Origin of the sequence: Mesorhizobium neociceri, assembly GCF_013520985.1 — a bacterium.
Lineage (GTDB): Bacteria > Pseudomonadota > Alphaproteobacteria > Rhizobiales > Rhizobiaceae > Mesorhizobium > Mesorhizobium neociceri.
Genome location: NZ_JACDTY010000010.1, coordinates 36,542 through 50,015 on the forward strand (window position 1 = coordinate 36,542; position 13,474 = coordinate 50,015).

The 13,474-nt window shown below is 61.9% G+C and carries 11 protein-coding genes; 7 read left to right on the forward strand and 4 right to left on the reverse strand.

From position 1 onward, the window contains the following. Positions 1-152 precede the first annotated feature (152 nt). The 6 genes from H0241_RS20115 to H0241_RS20140 all read left to right on the forward strand — a co-directional run bounded on the left by H0241_RS20115 (position 153) and on the right by H0241_RS20140 (position 7,035). Positions 153-863, forward strand: a complete 711-nt coding sequence (locus H0241_RS20115; RefSeq protein WP_181059426.1) for an alpha/beta fold hydrolase — start codon at positions 153-155, stop codon at positions 861-863. A 507-nt stretch (positions 864-1,370) separates the two neighbouring features. Beyond that, on the forward strand, positions 1,371-3,977 hold the full coding sequence (locus H0241_RS20120) for a caspase family protein (protein WP_181059428.1): 2,607 nt from the start codon (positions 1,371-1,373) through the stop codon (positions 3,975-3,977). 13 nt (positions 3,978-3,990) lie between these two features. Next, positions 3,991-5,127, forward strand: a complete 1,137-nt coding sequence (locus H0241_RS20125; protein ID WP_181059430.1) for a hypothetical protein — start codon at positions 3,991-3,993, stop codon at positions 5,125-5,127. A gap of 243 nt (positions 5,128-5,370) precedes the next feature. Further along, the gene (locus tag H0241_RS20130; RefSeq protein ID WP_181059432.1) at positions 5,371-6,351 is read left to right on the forward strand and encodes a GlxA family transcriptional regulator; all 981 of its coding nucleotides are present in this window, start codon (positions 5,371-5,373) and stop codon (positions 6,349-6,351) included. Between the two features lie 91 nt (positions 6,352-6,442). Continuing rightward, a complete protein-coding gene (locus tag H0241_RS20135; RefSeq protein WP_181059433.1) occupies positions 6,443-6,724 on the forward strand; it encodes a type II toxin-antitoxin system ParD family antitoxin in 282 nt (93 codons plus the stop codon). Then, the gene (locus tag H0241_RS20140; protein WP_181059434.1) at positions 6,721-7,035 is read left to right on the forward strand and encodes a type II toxin-antitoxin system RelE/ParE family toxin; all 315 of its coding nucleotides are present in this window, start codon (positions 6,721-6,723) and stop codon (positions 7,033-7,035) included. The genes H0241_RS20135 and H0241_RS20140 overlap by 4 nt, the downstream gene beginning before the upstream one ends. Here the strand turns inward: H0241_RS20140 and H0241_RS20145 are convergent. Genes H0241_RS20145 through eglC form a run of 3 tightly spaced genes read right to left on the reverse strand, consistent with a single transcriptional unit; the run spans position 7,022 to position 11,551 of the window. Then, complete coding sequence (locus H0241_RS20145; RefSeq protein ID WP_181059436.1) at positions 7,022-8,341, reverse strand: HlyD family type I secretion periplasmic adaptor subunit; 1,320 nt, start codon at positions 8,339-8,341, stop codon at positions 7,022-7,024. The genes H0241_RS20140 and H0241_RS20145 overlap by 14 nt on opposite strands. Before the next feature lie 3 nt (positions 8,342-8,344). Continuing rightward, entirely contained in the window at positions 8,345-10,117 is a 1,773-nt protein-coding gene (locus H0241_RS20150) for a type I secretion system permease/ATPase (RefSeq protein ID WP_181059438.1), read from the reverse strand. Positions 10,118-10,129: 12 nt separating this feature from the next. Continuing rightward, positions 10,130-11,551 carry an endo-1,3-1,4-beta-glycanase EglC gene (gene eglC / locus H0241_RS20155; RefSeq protein WP_181059440.1) on the reverse strand — a complete coding sequence of 474 codons (1,422 nt, stop codon included), beginning with the start codon at positions 11,549-11,551 and terminating at the stop codon, positions 10,130-10,132. Positions 11,552-11,964: 413 nt separating this feature from the next. On the opposite strand from eglC, the gene H0241_RS20160 reads away from it, so the two are divergent. Continuing rightward, positions 11,965-12,408 carry an SRPBCC family protein gene (locus H0241_RS20160; RefSeq protein ID WP_181059442.1) on the forward strand — a complete coding sequence of 148 codons (444 nt, stop codon included), beginning with the start codon at positions 11,965-11,967 and terminating at the stop codon, positions 12,406-12,408. Between the two features lie 73 nt (positions 12,409-12,481). On the opposite strand, the gene H0241_RS20165 is transcribed toward H0241_RS20160, so the two are convergent. Continuing rightward, on the reverse strand, positions 12,482-13,447 hold the full coding sequence (locus tag H0241_RS20165; RefSeq protein ID WP_181059444.1) for a hypothetical protein: 966 nt from the start codon (positions 13,445-13,447) through the stop codon (positions 12,482-12,484). Positions 13,448-13,474 lie beyond the last annotated feature (27 nt).

Below are 13,474 nucleotides of genomic sequence, written 5' to 3' on the forward strand. Positions count from 1 at the left end.
CAAAATCAAAGCGATCTCAAGGGAAAATCAAGGGGTCCTGAATGTCCCCTCAAAGCGCGCCCGCTGCTGCCGGCGCATAGTCCTCCTGCAACAAACGTTCAACCGGCCCCAACCAACCAACACCCAACAACGCTTTGAAAAGGAGAACTCAAATGTCGAACAACACAGCAAATTCCGTCGTCCTCGTGCATGGCGGCTTCGTCGATGGCTCCGGCTGGGACGGCGTCTACCAGATCCTCAAAAAGGACGGCTATGACGTCACCATCGTCCAGAACCCGACGACCTCGCTTGCCGACGACGTCGCCTTCACCAACCGCGCCATTGCCGAAGCCAAGAGCAACGTCATCCTGGTCGGCCATTCCTATGGCGGCATCGTCGTGTCGGAAGCCGGCACCGATCCCAAAGTGGCTGGTGTCGTCTACATCGCGGCCTTCGCCGGGGATGCCGGCGAGTCGGTTGCGACCCTGATCGCCAACCCGCCTCCCGGCGCTTCGGTGCCGCCGATCCTGCCGCCTGTCGACGGCTTCCTGATGCTCGACAAGGACAAGTTCGCCGCTTCCTTCGCCGCTGACGTGCGCCCCTCGCTCGCCGCCTTCATGGCTGACTCGCAGGTTCCGTGGGGCATCCCGGCGCTTGAGGGCAAGGTCACCGCTCCGGCCTGGAAGGTGAAGCCGAGCTGGTATCTGGTCGCCAGCGACGACAAGATGATCCCGCCGCCGGCACAGCGCCAGATGGCAACCCGCGCCGGTGCGACAACGGTCGAAGTGCCCGGCAGCCACGCCGTCTACGTCTCCGATCCGGCAGCTGTCGCCAAGCTCATCGAACAGGCGGCCGCCGGCGTCGCCAAGAAGCGAGCCGCGTGACACTCGATACGAAAAGCCCGGGCGCCTCACGGCGCCGGGGCTTTTTTTGCATTACGGAGCGACTGCTGGCGCGCCCGGGCGTCTTCTTCTGATCGTTCCCGGCCCTGATCGGCCATTTCTGCCATATTCAACTATATTGCCTACGTATCTCGATCGAACAGGGACGTTGATCGTACAAGAGGCGAAGTTGGTGAATGGAGCCATTCAACCGAAGAGGCTTGGCTAGTCAGGATCTGACCGCGCCTGCGTGCTTGTTTGACCTATCGGGTTTCCAACATCCAGTTCATCGGCTGCCGCCTTGCAAAAGCTCGAAGCCGTCAATGAAAATTGCATGCGATTTCTACGCTACTTGGAGAATGATCTGCTTCCCTGAAGTCAAACTGAAGGGTAATGTTCAATCGCTTGGGTATTGATGACGTTCTATCTCAGCGAATGCGGTGAACCAAACCGATCGCGCCTGCAGCGCAGTCGACCAGTTGCCATTGGCGTGACAATCGAGGGGGGTGCATGAGTCAGCGAGCGATCTTGATCGGCGTGCAAGACTATGACTTGAACCCGCTCACAGCTCCCGCCAAGGACGCTCGAGACGTGTATGCCGCGTTGGTCTCCAACAAGATATTCGCGCCGCATGACATCACGACGCTGATCGACGACGGTTCGAATGCGGATGGCCCGGCATCGAAAGAGGCCATACTCGCCGCTCTGGAGCCGCTCTACTATCAAGAAGAACCTTGCGATCGTCTTCTCGTCTATTTTTCCGGACATGGTGCCAGCTGGCGGGTAAGCCCCGGAGCGTCGTCATTAAAGCCGGTCCTGCTGTGCCATGGCATGCGCAATTTCGGGCGCGACGGCGGAAAGATGATCGACGTCGAGGAATTGCTGGAGCGGTTCCGGATGCGAGGCCCGGCCGAGCAGATCTGGATTATCGACGCATGCAGAAACTTGCCGGATGCGCCGGTTCGCCCGGTCGTACCGCCAACAGCATGGGGCGACTTGCCAGCGATTGAGGTTCGACGCCGCGCCCTTCTTTACGCGGTAGCACCGCTGGCTCAGGCCGTTGGCATCAAGAGCCAGAACAGTGTGTTTACACGAGAGCTTCTGGAGGGGCTCACCGGTCAGGGACGGGCTGCGGTGTATGATCCGGAGGCGGGCTCCTGGGTCGTGACACATCGTTCGATCTGCGATTACGCACGGGCCAGGCTCGAAGGCGGAATGGCGGAATGGGAAAGGGAGTTCAAGCTCCCGCGCATCGAGTTTGAATCGCATCCGCCTCCGCGTCCCATCCAGGCGCTCACAGGCGCCCGCGCCCCTCAGCCCCGTGAGGTCTCGTTGAAAGTGGACCCTGCCGAGGCCTTGCAGGCGATCTCAGCGCGACTTGAAAGGGAAGGAATGGTTGCGGCGCAATGGCCGCCTCACAACAAGTCTCGCCCGCTCCCGCCAGCCGCTTTTCGCTTCGAGGCGAAGCTCTCAGACACCGGAGATTGGGAGAGTCTCTCGCCGGCAAGCACAGTGATCGATACGCGAGAGGTGGACGAAATCACCGTCGCGGTCAGCCCGCGGCAGGCGCTGCTTGAGGCATTGTCAGAAGAGCATGTCGCGATCCTGGAAGACATCCCTGAACAGACGGGCCTAGTGGAGATCAAGCGGCAAAAAACGTCGGCTTCGTGGATCAAGATCGAATGCAGGGAACCCACCATATCCTTTTCGGCGAGCCAATATGGCGCCTCCATGGCTCCAATAGCCTTGAGGCCTACCGCTTTGGCGGCGTGGCGTAGCTGGCAGGCCAAAGGCAAATTACAACCGGGACTGTGGAAAATCGAAGCTGAACTCGCAGGGGAGCGGCTCGGCTTCATCGACATAGATCTGCCTGCGCAGACTACAGTGACGCTGCGCCTGATTGCATCCATGCCAACTGCGCTTCGGAGGCAAGACTGGTCGCCTGCAGCATTGGTCGCCCCGTCGGCGGAGAGTCCCGCTTTGGTTCTATCAGAGACGATGGGTCCGATTCAGGGAGCGGTTCTGACCAGCCTGCTGCCATTGGTAGCGCTGAAGGCCTTCGACGGAAGGGTCCTGAAGAGACTTCAAACCCCCTGGCTAAAAGCCACGCCCATGGAGTCCATGGAAAGGCGCCCTACTCCGATCAGCATCGCATTGGCCACCGACGGCAAATGGGAGAATTTACAGAGGCCGAGCATCAGATCTGCGAAGTTGAGAATCGCAGGAACATCGACGGCAACCAGATCTTTTGCGGAGAACGGTGAGCTTGCCGTCTTCTCGGTGCCTCATGTCGCGGAAAGAGACCATCATATCTTCAAGGGCGTGCGCGACAGAAATCTCGCGCGGCTTCGGATCCCGGGCTGGGGCCGCCTTGAATTTGCCGTTCCTCTCATTCCGAACCGCGTCGCGTGCGTCGGAATTGTTCTTCGAGCCGGCGGCCGTTTCGAGCTTTCAATCGCCTCGCTGTATCCCGGTTTCGACCATACAAATCATGGACGCAGCGCCACTTCGCGTGCCATCGCGATCGGCGCCCGCATGCTCAATGCGGCGACTCCCCCGGATGTGGACGCCATCAATGAAGCTGCCTACGGCAAATGGATCGATCCGGTTCTTGGCGCGCTTGCATGGCATGCGATCGCGAGCCGGAAAACCGACTTTAGCGGCGAACATCTGGTGACCATTGCGCGAAACATGTACGCGGCATTCCCGAGTTTATCCGACAGCGCTCTCTTCCTCTATTGGCTGACCGGCACCATAGGCTTTGTACCGGGCATTCGGCGTCTGCCACATAGCCTGCAGATTCGGTTGGCCCATGGATTGTTAGGCGCAGACCTGAGTCACATTGAGGACATGCTGGCATATGTCCACCGGGAACTTGTTCGTGCGTTACCTTCCCAAGAGCAGAAGCCTGCAAAACGCCTCTGGCGACCCCGCCGGTTTGGGTCTGTTTTCTGGGATCAGCCGGTGCTTGCCGCCTCAGTGGATATGATGGCGACATTCGCGCAGGAAGTTGGAGCGAAAAATCATTGGGCCCTACGGCGGCGCGCTGCGATACCGCCGGGAATGGTGTGGAACGCGGCATATTTCCACGAGAAGGACGATCGCAAAAACGACTGAACAGGAGGAAACCATGGCAGGTATTGATCTATTCGGCATCCTCAAACGCTTGTTTGCCCGCGACGGAAAGTCTCTCGGGCATGTCTGGATACCTGATGGCCACGTGGTCGATCAGAACCACCAGCCCGTCAAATTCGCAGACTCATATGCGGTCGAAGACGCCTATGTGATGATAAGCTTGGCGGAGATGTTCCTGAAGCGAACCAGGGTGCTGTGGAGGGAGTTCTATCCGGTCGTTCATTCCTACATTACCTATGGAAATCCGCAGGCGCCCCAAACGGTCGGGACGGTGGCAGGTCCGGGCCAACTGAAGGATCTCGGCACAGCGAATTTGGACAAGGTCATTCCGCTGGCTTTTCCGCTGGCCGGACCGATCGTCTATGACGGTCAGAACATCGAGGCGCTTCTGGGCCTTTATGCAGTTCCCGCAAAAGACGGCGCTGCGATCCTCATCAACACCCTCTCGCAGCTGTCCAGCATCGTCCCGCAGCTCGCGGCGGCAACACAGGTTGCCGGGGTTCTGAAGACCGGCACGGAGCAGATGCTCGGAATTGATGGAACGCTGTTGAAATTGGGGCTTCACAACAGTTTCTTTCCAGTCACCGGCGGTCAAGGCTTCATAGCCCGACCGGGGTTTGCGGTTGCCGTCAGCAAGCCCGCGACTGAAGTCGACCCCAAGAAACTATGGGTCGTGAGCGGCAGGCTGGTTGTCGGCGACAATCCTGTTTCCGCGCAGGCGCCCGACGACTTCGACTATATGCTCATCCAGTTGTACGCCGGGCCGCCCCGGGTCAACATCTGGGGCACCATCCCCAGCCTGGCGGAACACACCACAGCCTTCGAGAATGCATTGAAGGCCGATGCGGCGGGCCGCAGGGCAGCGATAGACCTTGCGTTCCACGTGTTTGAGAACGCATTGGACAAAAGCCGCGATCTTACCAAAAGCGACAAGGCCGCGGTTCGCGCGGTGGTGGCTGAGGACCTGAAGAAGAGGGTCATAGCGCTTGAAACAGGCAGCCTCTTTGAAACAAAGTCGGTCGCGACCGATGCACTGGAGATGAGCGACCCGACCGCCTTCCGCCCGGCGGCGATTGAACTTCCTGAAGGCAAAATGCCGCAACGACCGTCCGGACTGCCGCTTTGGAAATGACGGAAACAGGGTATGGCAGCCCCTTCCCGACGAGCAGAGGGGCTGTAACCGTCACAGGAGGCGAGGCGTCGCGTAGTCTAGCAGCCGGCCGGCGCCCGGAGCGCTGCGTTGACGAGCGCCGGCCGAAGTCGTCGATCTCATCTCCGACATCTCGCGGCCGCTCCTGAGGGGCACGGGGCGCGCGCCTGTGCCAACCTTCGGCGATATCAGGCTCCATCCAGTCGAGGGCAGTTCCGAAACACAATGGCTAGGCGGTTTGCGTTTCTCTTGGTTCGCGACTTCACCCTGTCGCCGCTGTCGCTGTTCATCGACACGCTGCGGCTGGCCGGCGATGAGGGCGACCGCAGCCGCAGGATCGAGTTCGACTGGGAGATCGTCGGCGAACGCGGCCTGCCGATCCGGGCAAGTTGCGGGGTCGAATTGCTGCCGACCAAGGCGATCGGCAATCCGGAGGAGTTCGACAATGTCGTCGTGGTCGGCGGCCTGCTCGACACCAACCGCAGCCTCAGTTCCGAAAAGGAGGCCTTCCTGTTGCGGGCCGCTGAAAAGCGCGTGCCGCTGACGGCACTTTGCACGGGCAGCTTCGTGCTCGCGCGCTACGGCCTGCTCGACGGCTACAGCGCCGCTGTGAGCTGGTTCCACATCAAGGATTTCCGCAGCCAGTTCCCCGACGTGAACGCCCATGCTGACAGCCTGTTTTCCGTCGACCGGGGCCGCTCGACCTGCGCCGGCGGCACGGGTGCGGCCGACCTCGCCGGCCATTTCGTGTCGCAATTCATCGGCCGCAAGGCGGCGGAAAAAGCCGCCAAGATCCTCGTGCTCGACCGCATCCGTAGCAGCCGGGACGTGCAGCCCGTCGGCGACCTGTTTCCCGCGGCGTCGAGCCGCGCGGTGAAACGGGCGCTGCTGCTGATGGAAAGCAACCTCCAGGAGACGCTGTCGGTCGCCGAGATCGCGAGCCGGTTGAATTTATCGCGGCGCCAGTTGGAGCGCCTGTTCGGCACTGAGTTGGGCATCGGTCCGATGGCCGCATATCTTGCGCTGCGCGTGCATCATGCGAAATCGCTGCTGGAGGGGAGCGACTTGGCAATCGGCGACATCGCCTATCGCTGCGGCTTTCCCAATGCCGGCCATTTCAGCCGCGTCTTCCGCCAACAGACCGGCATCACGCCGACCCATCTCAGGCATCCGGGCCGCATGTCTGGTGTCAGCAGTGGCCCATAGGCCTATGTTCCGGACTATGACGCCATCAGATTTCGGTGCGATCTCGGCGCCGGTATGATATTATCATACCGAATATTTAATAGGAGAAACCATGTCCGCAACCGAAAAACGCACCTTCAGCCTGCCGGCCGAGCAGGCCGCTTTCATCGACCAGCTCGTTCAGTCCGGTACATACGCCACCAGCAGTGAAGTGATCCGCGCCGGTCTTCGCGCATTGCAGGAACGCGATGCCGCCGTGGAGCGCTGGCTGCGCGAGGAGGTCGTGCCGACCTATGACAGGTGGAAGGCAGATCCTTCCCAGGCCATCCCAGCCGATAAGGTTTTTGACAGCATCCGCGCCCGTCACGCCGCCCGCCTCAAGGGGAACGTGTGAAGCGCCGGCATGTTGTCCTTTTGCCGGACGCCCAGGCGGACCTGCTATGGATATACGATACGGTCGCTCACGCATCCGGAAACCTCACCGCCATTCGCTACATCGAGCGGGTCGAGCGATTTTGCCTGGGTCTCGACTACGCCTCGGAACGCGGAACCCGAAGAGATGATGTGCGGCCGGGGCTTCGCATCGTTGGTTTTGAGCGGCGCCTGACCGTGGCCTTCGCCATAGACGGCGACAAAGTGGTGATTCTCCGGGTGTTTTACGGCGGCGCCAACTGGGAGGACGACCTGGTTCCTACCGTTCCGTGAACGCCCGCGCAAAGGAATCCAGCATCGGTCGCGCCAGATATTCGAAGAAGGTCCGGTCGCCGGTGCTGATAAACGCCTCGACCGGCGTTCCCGGGTAAAGCTGCTCAGCTTTCACGCCCTGCGGCAGCGTGTCCGTGATCTTCAGCCTGGCGCGGAAATACGCCTCGTGCGTGGTTTCATCGATCAGCCGGTCGGCGGAGATTTGTGTCACCGTCGCCGGGACCTCAGGCGTAAGGCGCGCGTTCAAGGCGGACAGTCTGAGCTTCGCCGGCTGGCCGACGCGAACCAGATCCACGTCTTTCGGCCGCAGCTTCGCATCGACGATGAGGCCGGACTCGGTGGGCAGGATCTCCATGATCTTCTGCCCCGGGGCAATCACGCTGCCCTTGGAATTATAGGTCGACGACACCACGATGCCGGCCGCAGGCGCCTTGATCGTCGTGCGCTTCAGCACCGCCTCGGCTGCCGTGATCTGTTCGCCGATGTCGGCCAGGCTGGTGCGGACCTCGTCGAGCTTGGTCAGCGCGTCCTCGACGCGTTGCGTGGTCGCGCGCTCGACCTGCGCCTGGGCTTCGACGATCTGTGTCTTGGTCGCCGCAAGGTCGGCCTCCAGCGCGCCTGCCTGGCCGACCAGATCGGCCTCGCTGCGCAAAAGCTGCGAATATTCGCTGCGGTTGGTGAGGCCCTTGTCGAGCAGCCCGGTCTTGATGCCGAGCTCCTTCTTCACGATGGTGGCCTGTTGCTGGATGGCCAGTTTCTGCGCGTCGAGTCCCAGTGCCGACTCGCGATGCATGGCCACGCGCTGGCCCAGGATCGACTCCTCGGACCGGAACCGGGCAAGCCTGGCGTCGAACTCCTTCTGTTGTTCGCGCACCAGAGCGTCGAAGTCGCGCTGGAACGGCGCGGGTGCCGCCTCGGTGATCGGCGCCAGCCTGTCCGATCCGTCCCGTTCCGCTTCCAGCCGCGCCGCACTTGCCCTGAGCGCGATCGACTGTCTGGTCAGCCGGTTGAGGTCCGCCTCGGCCGCCGTGCGGTCGAGGAGGACCAGGGGCTCGCCTTGTTGCACGCGGTCGCCTTCGTGGACCAGCAGTTCATTGATGATGCCGCCCTCGGGGTGCTGGATGAGGATGTTGCCGCCGGTCGCCGAGATCGTGCCCGACGTGATCACGGCGCCCGAGAGCGGCGCGCTCGCTGCCCAATAGCCGAAGCAGCCGGCGAAAAGCGCAATCGCCGCGTAACCGACAACGGCGGTGCGCCGGACGTCGGTGCGCGGTCGGCTGTCGAAGGCAAGGCTCTGCTGCATCATCGTCTATGATCCGAAGCGGACGCTGTGCGGGCGCACGGTCGGCACGAATGAGCCCGTCACCATGGCGCTCGCGGCGACGCCCTTGCCGGCCGCCGATTGCCGCAGCACCTCGCTCGAGGGGCCGAAGGCTTCGATCGCGCCATTGCGCAAGACCATCACGCGATCGCAGGCCGCCGCGATCGACGGGCGATGCGTGATGACGAGCACCGTGACGCCCGCGCCGCGCGCGGCCGACAGCATCGCTTCGAGCGCCGCTTCGCCGCTGCCGTCGAGATGGGCGTTGGGCTCGTCCAGCACCAGCATGCGTGGCTTCCCGTAGAAGGCGCGCGCCAGCCCGATCCGCTGCCGCTCGCCGCCCGACAGCACGGCATGCGACGGACCGATCACGGTCTGATAGCCATCGCGCAGCGTCAGCACCAGTCCATGCGCCTCGGCACGCCTCGCCGCTTCGACGATCACTGCGTCATCGGCGGCGGGGTCGAAGCGGGCGACGTTCTGCGCGATCGATCCGGGGAAAAGTTCGACCTCCTGCGGGAGATAGCCGATGTGCCTGCCAAGCTGGGTTTCGTCCCAGCTTCTCAGGTCGGCGCCGTCGATCCTGACCGCGCCGCCGGTCGGCTGCAGTGCCCCGACGAGCAGTTTCGCCAGCGTCGATTTGCCGGCGCCGCTCGGGCCGACGATCGCCACCGCTTCGCCGGCGCCGATGGCAAAATTCAACCGCTTGAGGATGGGCTCCGTGCCGAAAGCCGCATTCGGCGCGATGAAGAACAGATCCTGCACCGAAATCGCGCCGGATGGATCGGGCAGGACGAGTTTGCGCGCCTCAGCCGGTTGCGCCGCAAGTGCTGTGTCCAGCCGCTTCCAGCATCGCCTGGCGTCGACGATCTGCCGCCACGATCCGATCAGCTGGTCGAGCGGCTGCAGCGCGCGCGACGACACCAGCGAGGACGCGAAGATCATGCCGGCGGTCATCTGTCCTTGCAGCACCAGCCACGCGCCGGCGCCGAGGATCGCCAGCTGCAGCATCATGCGCAGCGCTCGCGAGGTCGCGCTGAAGATGGCGTTGGCGCTTCCGGAACGGTCATGCAGGGTCAGCGCTTCGGCGACGTGCTGCCCCCAGACCGCGGCCGCGTTTTGTACCATGCCCATGGCGCGCAGCGTTTCAGCGTTGCGGGCAAAGGAACGCTCCGCCTGGCTGGCCACGGCGGAGCGTTCCGCCGACATGGCATCGTTCCTGCCGATGGCAAGCTGGTTGGCAACAACCAGCAGAAACAGAAGCACGGCGCCGGCGAGCGTCAGCCAGAACAGCACGGGATGGATGAAATAGAGCAAGGCGAGGAAGATCGGAGCAAACGGCAGGTCGAACAACACCGCCACGCCGCGCGACCTGATGAAGGCGCAGGCCGTGGCAAGGTCGCTCAGCGGCGACAGCCCGCTGCCGGCATATCTGGCGCCAAGCGAGGCGGCAAATGTCCGCGCACCCAGTTTCTGGTCGACGGTCGCCGCGACGCGTTGCGCGTAGTTGGCGCGGACCGCGTCGAGCAGGCCGAGAAAGCCGAGCGCGGCAACCGCCATTGCCGACAGGTAAAGCAGCGTCTCGACGCTGGAGGAGGGCAGCACCCGGTCATAGACCTGCAGCAGATAGAGCGGGATCACCAGAAGCAGGATGTTGATCAGCAGCGAGAAGACGCCGATATCGGCGATGGCGCGTAGAAAGACCGGGCGCAGGCCAGGCCGGATGGCCGCATCCCTCGATGGCGAATGGTCCCGCGGCATCGCGCCGGCCACCTAGACTGTGTGCTCGGCTGTTGTGCTCAGATGGCTCTGCTGCACATCGTTCAGCGTGTATGCGTGGATATAGTCGATCTTCATCTGCGCGGGCGTGGCGAGATGGTCGGGCGGCGCGCCGGCTTGACCGCCGACCGCAAGGTCGACCAGCATATACATGGGCTTGTTCATATCGGACGGCGTCGCCGCTTCCGCGACCTGGACGCCATCATAGGTCCAGACCAGCTTGTCCGGCGTCCACAACAGGCCATAGGTGTGATAACCGTCGGTGTTCGAGACATTCACCGTCGACCCGACCGTGGTGTGGGTTCCCGTCTCATTTGTGTGCGCGGTCATGAGAAGCGCATTCGGGTTCTGGCCATACATTTCCATCACGTCGAGTTCCGGGGGCCAGGAACCGTCTTCGGGCAGAAGCCAGAAGGCCGGCCACGCGCCGGCGTTTTCCGGAAGGTCGGCCCGCACTTCGAAATAACCATAGGTCTGCGAGAAGGTGTCGTGCGTCGTCAGTATGCCGGAGGTGTATTCGTAATTGTTGATCAGCGGCTTGATGTCGTCGGGCGCCTGCGCCGCGGTGATGGTGAGCACGCCGTTTGTCACGCTGAACGGATGGACCGAACTGGTCGGCGCATAATTGGCGTCGATATACCATTGCAGCTCGCCGTTCTGGGGCTGCGAGCTGCCGTTCTGCGCCCCCCACCAGAAATTGGAATCCCAGGTGCCGCTCTGGCCGTTCCACAGGCTCAGCGTGTTGAAATCGTCGTTGAAGGACAGCGTCATGCCGGTCTTGTCGATTGGCAACTCGAACTGGCCGGGCTGGAACTTGTCGATCGTGGTGTTGTTGAACACCAGCACCTCGCTCGAGCCGAGGTTCAGCTGCACGTTCGATCCCACCTGGACCATATTGGCCTGGACGGCCTCGAACGAGGTGAAGGCGTAGCCGTTGAGGCGCACGGTGTCGGTCGCGTCGAAATCGGAGATCAGGTCGCTGCCGTTGCCCTTGGCGATGATGAAGGTGTCGGCGCCGGCGCCGCCGATCAGCACGTCATTGCCCTTGCCGCCGTCCAGCGTCTGGCTGCCGGCGCCGCCCGTTATGATGTTGTCCTGACCATTGCCGAAGGCATAGTGGCCGTCGCCGGTGACGACGAGGTTCTCGAAATTGGCGGGCAGCTTGTAGCTCATCCAGGTGTCGATCGTGTCGACGCCCGCGCCGTAGTTCTCGACCGCTTTGTTGATCGTCGAATAGAGATGGTAATAGTCGTCGCCCGCGCCGCCATACATGGTGACCTTGACGCTGGTGTCGCCCCAGAAGGAATCGTTGCCCGAGGTGCCGTAGAAGTAAGGCGCTCCAGTCGCCGAGAACCAATGGGTGGAAGCGCCGGTGTAGGGAAGCGGAATGCCTTTGGCGTTCAGGACGGTGGTCATTCGGACACTCCTTGTGCGTGCTGCCTTGGCCGCTCGACAGCCGAGCGACCACCGGATCAAATTTTAGATTAATCCGTCGTTCCAGGGAATCATCCTATAGTACACCAAGAAGATGGCCATTCATCCATTAATAGATCACGTTGAGTACAATAAGCCGAACCTAATACAATTTTAGAGCGAGACTTCAAAAATTTTATTAAATATTGTGAAATTTATGCCGAAATATTAGGCAGATTGTCAATAATGGATGCAATTGTCGCGATGCGGCTTACCGGCCTGAAGCGACGGCCAAAATAGCGGGACGGATGGCCCCAGCCAAAGGGCCCAAAAAATTTGACAGGCTGTGTCGGACCGGGTGAAGTTCACCCGTCCTTGGGGCATCGATCAGCGAAACCACAAAGGATACCGAAGACATGCCAAGCACCGTACGTTTGCACCGTGTTCTGACGACCAGCCCCGAGAAGGTCTATCGCGCATTCACTGAAGCCGATGCGCTGGCAAAGTGGCTTCCACCGAATGGTTTCACCTGCTCGGTGCACAGCTTCGACGCAAAAGTCGGCGGCACGTTCAAAATGTCGTTCCGCAACTTCACCACGGGCGGCAGCCACGCTTTCGGCGGTGAATATCTCGAGCTCGTTCCCGGCGAGCGCGTGCGCTACACCGACAGGTTCGACGATCCCAACCTTCCCGGCGAGATCGAAGTGACCGTGCTCCTCAAGAAAGTGTCGGTCGGCACCGAACTCGACATCACGCAGGCAGGCATTCCCGACCTCATTCCGGCCGAGGCCTGCTATCTCGGCTGGCAGGAGTCACTGCGCAACCTGGCAAAGCTCGTCGAACCCGAGATCAATCAGTAGAGCCATCCGAAGCGCCGTCGGCAGCGCGGCCCAGCCCGCGCCGCCAACAATGCCGAGCCGAGCGCTCATCGCCTCACGGCCCGGTGCAGATCGGCAGCGGCTGGGGCGGTGGCGGCGGATTGTCCTTCTTGTACTGCGCGATGATCGGCTCGAGGTTTTTTCGCGGCCAGAATTTCGGCTTGCCGATCTCCTTCAGGCAGGACGCATTCCAATAGGCGCCGGATTTGCCAACGGCGGCTATGTCGCGCGATTCCGGGTAGATGTAGAGCGTCGTCGGATTGCCCTTCACCATCGAAATGATCTGCTCGGCATCGGCCGGCGACCAGCTGGTGCAGCCATTGCTGCGGCCGCCGGCGTAATCCACCAGCTTGCCATAGGGCACGAAGCCGTCATGATCGGCGTAGGAGCTGTTCGGATTCTTGCGCAGGCACATGCCGCGCAGCAGCCGCGCCGCGTGGCCGCCGATGACCCGCTGCCTGGCATTCGCCGTCTCGCCTTCGCCGTCGAACTGGATGAAGGTGCGCATAAGCGCCTGGTCCTGCTTTGCGCCCACCCGATAAAACCCCTTGAACGAGGTTTTTGCCTCGCTGGTCATATAGGCGCCGCCGGTCGTCAAAGACGAATCCAGGGCATTGCCGAAGTTTTTCGCACAGCGTTTCCCGTTGGAGAAATCGACGACGCCTTTCAGATTGCGGCCGCCGCCATGCCCCGACGATATCGCGCGAAACGACTGCTTGGCTTCGCAGATGACGTAGTAGCGGCGGCCGAGCACGCCATTGCCGAGATCGCCGGGCCGCGTCGCGTCCATGGCGAAATAGCAGCCATTGTGGACAGCGCCCTGCGCGACCTTCTTCTGATACAGCGCGCGTGCCCGCTCCAGCACCACTTGAGAGATCTCGCCGTCACCATCGCCGACATGGGCCTGCAGCCAGTCCGGTATATTGGACGACCCGGCAAAAGACCGGGCCGATACCGTCACAGCAATGACAGCGACGGCAAGGATGCCGAGGATAAGAACAGCCAGAGATTTCAACCGCACCGGACAACCCTCCCGCCCGAACCGTTC

Coding starts and splice junctions, on each gene's coding strand:
- H0241_RS20115 (WP_181059426.1), top strand. CDS start 153: ATGTCGAACAACACAGCAAATTCCGTCGTCCTCGTGCATGGCGGCTTC.
- H0241_RS20120 (WP_181059428.1), top strand. CDS start 1,371: ATGAGTCAGCGAGCGATCTTGATCGGCGTGCAAGACTATGACTTGAAC.
- H0241_RS20125 (WP_181059430.1), top strand. CDS start 3,991: ATGGCAGGTATTGATCTATTCGGCATCCTCAAACGCTTGTTTGCCCGC.
- H0241_RS20130 (WP_181059432.1), top strand. CDS start 5,371: ATGGCTAGGCGGTTTGCGTTTCTCTTGGTTCGCGACTTCACCCTGTCG.
- H0241_RS20135 (WP_181059433.1), top strand. CDS start 6,443: ATGTCCGCAACCGAAAAACGCACCTTCAGCCTGCCGGCCGAGCAGGCC.
- H0241_RS20145 (WP_181059436.1), bottom strand. CDS start 8,341: ATGATGCAGCAGAGCCTTGCCTTCGACAGCCGACCGCGCACCGACGTC.
- H0241_RS20150 (WP_181059438.1), bottom strand. CDS start 10,117: ATGCCGCGGGACCATTCGCCATCGAGGGATGCGGCCATCCGGCCTGGC.
- eglC (WP_181059440.1), bottom strand. CDS start 11,551: ATGACCACCGTCCTGAACGCCAAAGGCATTCCGCTTCCCTACACCGGC.
- H0241_RS20160 (WP_181059442.1), top strand. CDS start 11,965: ATGCCAAGCACCGTACGTTTGCACCGTGTTCTGACGACCAGCCCCGAG.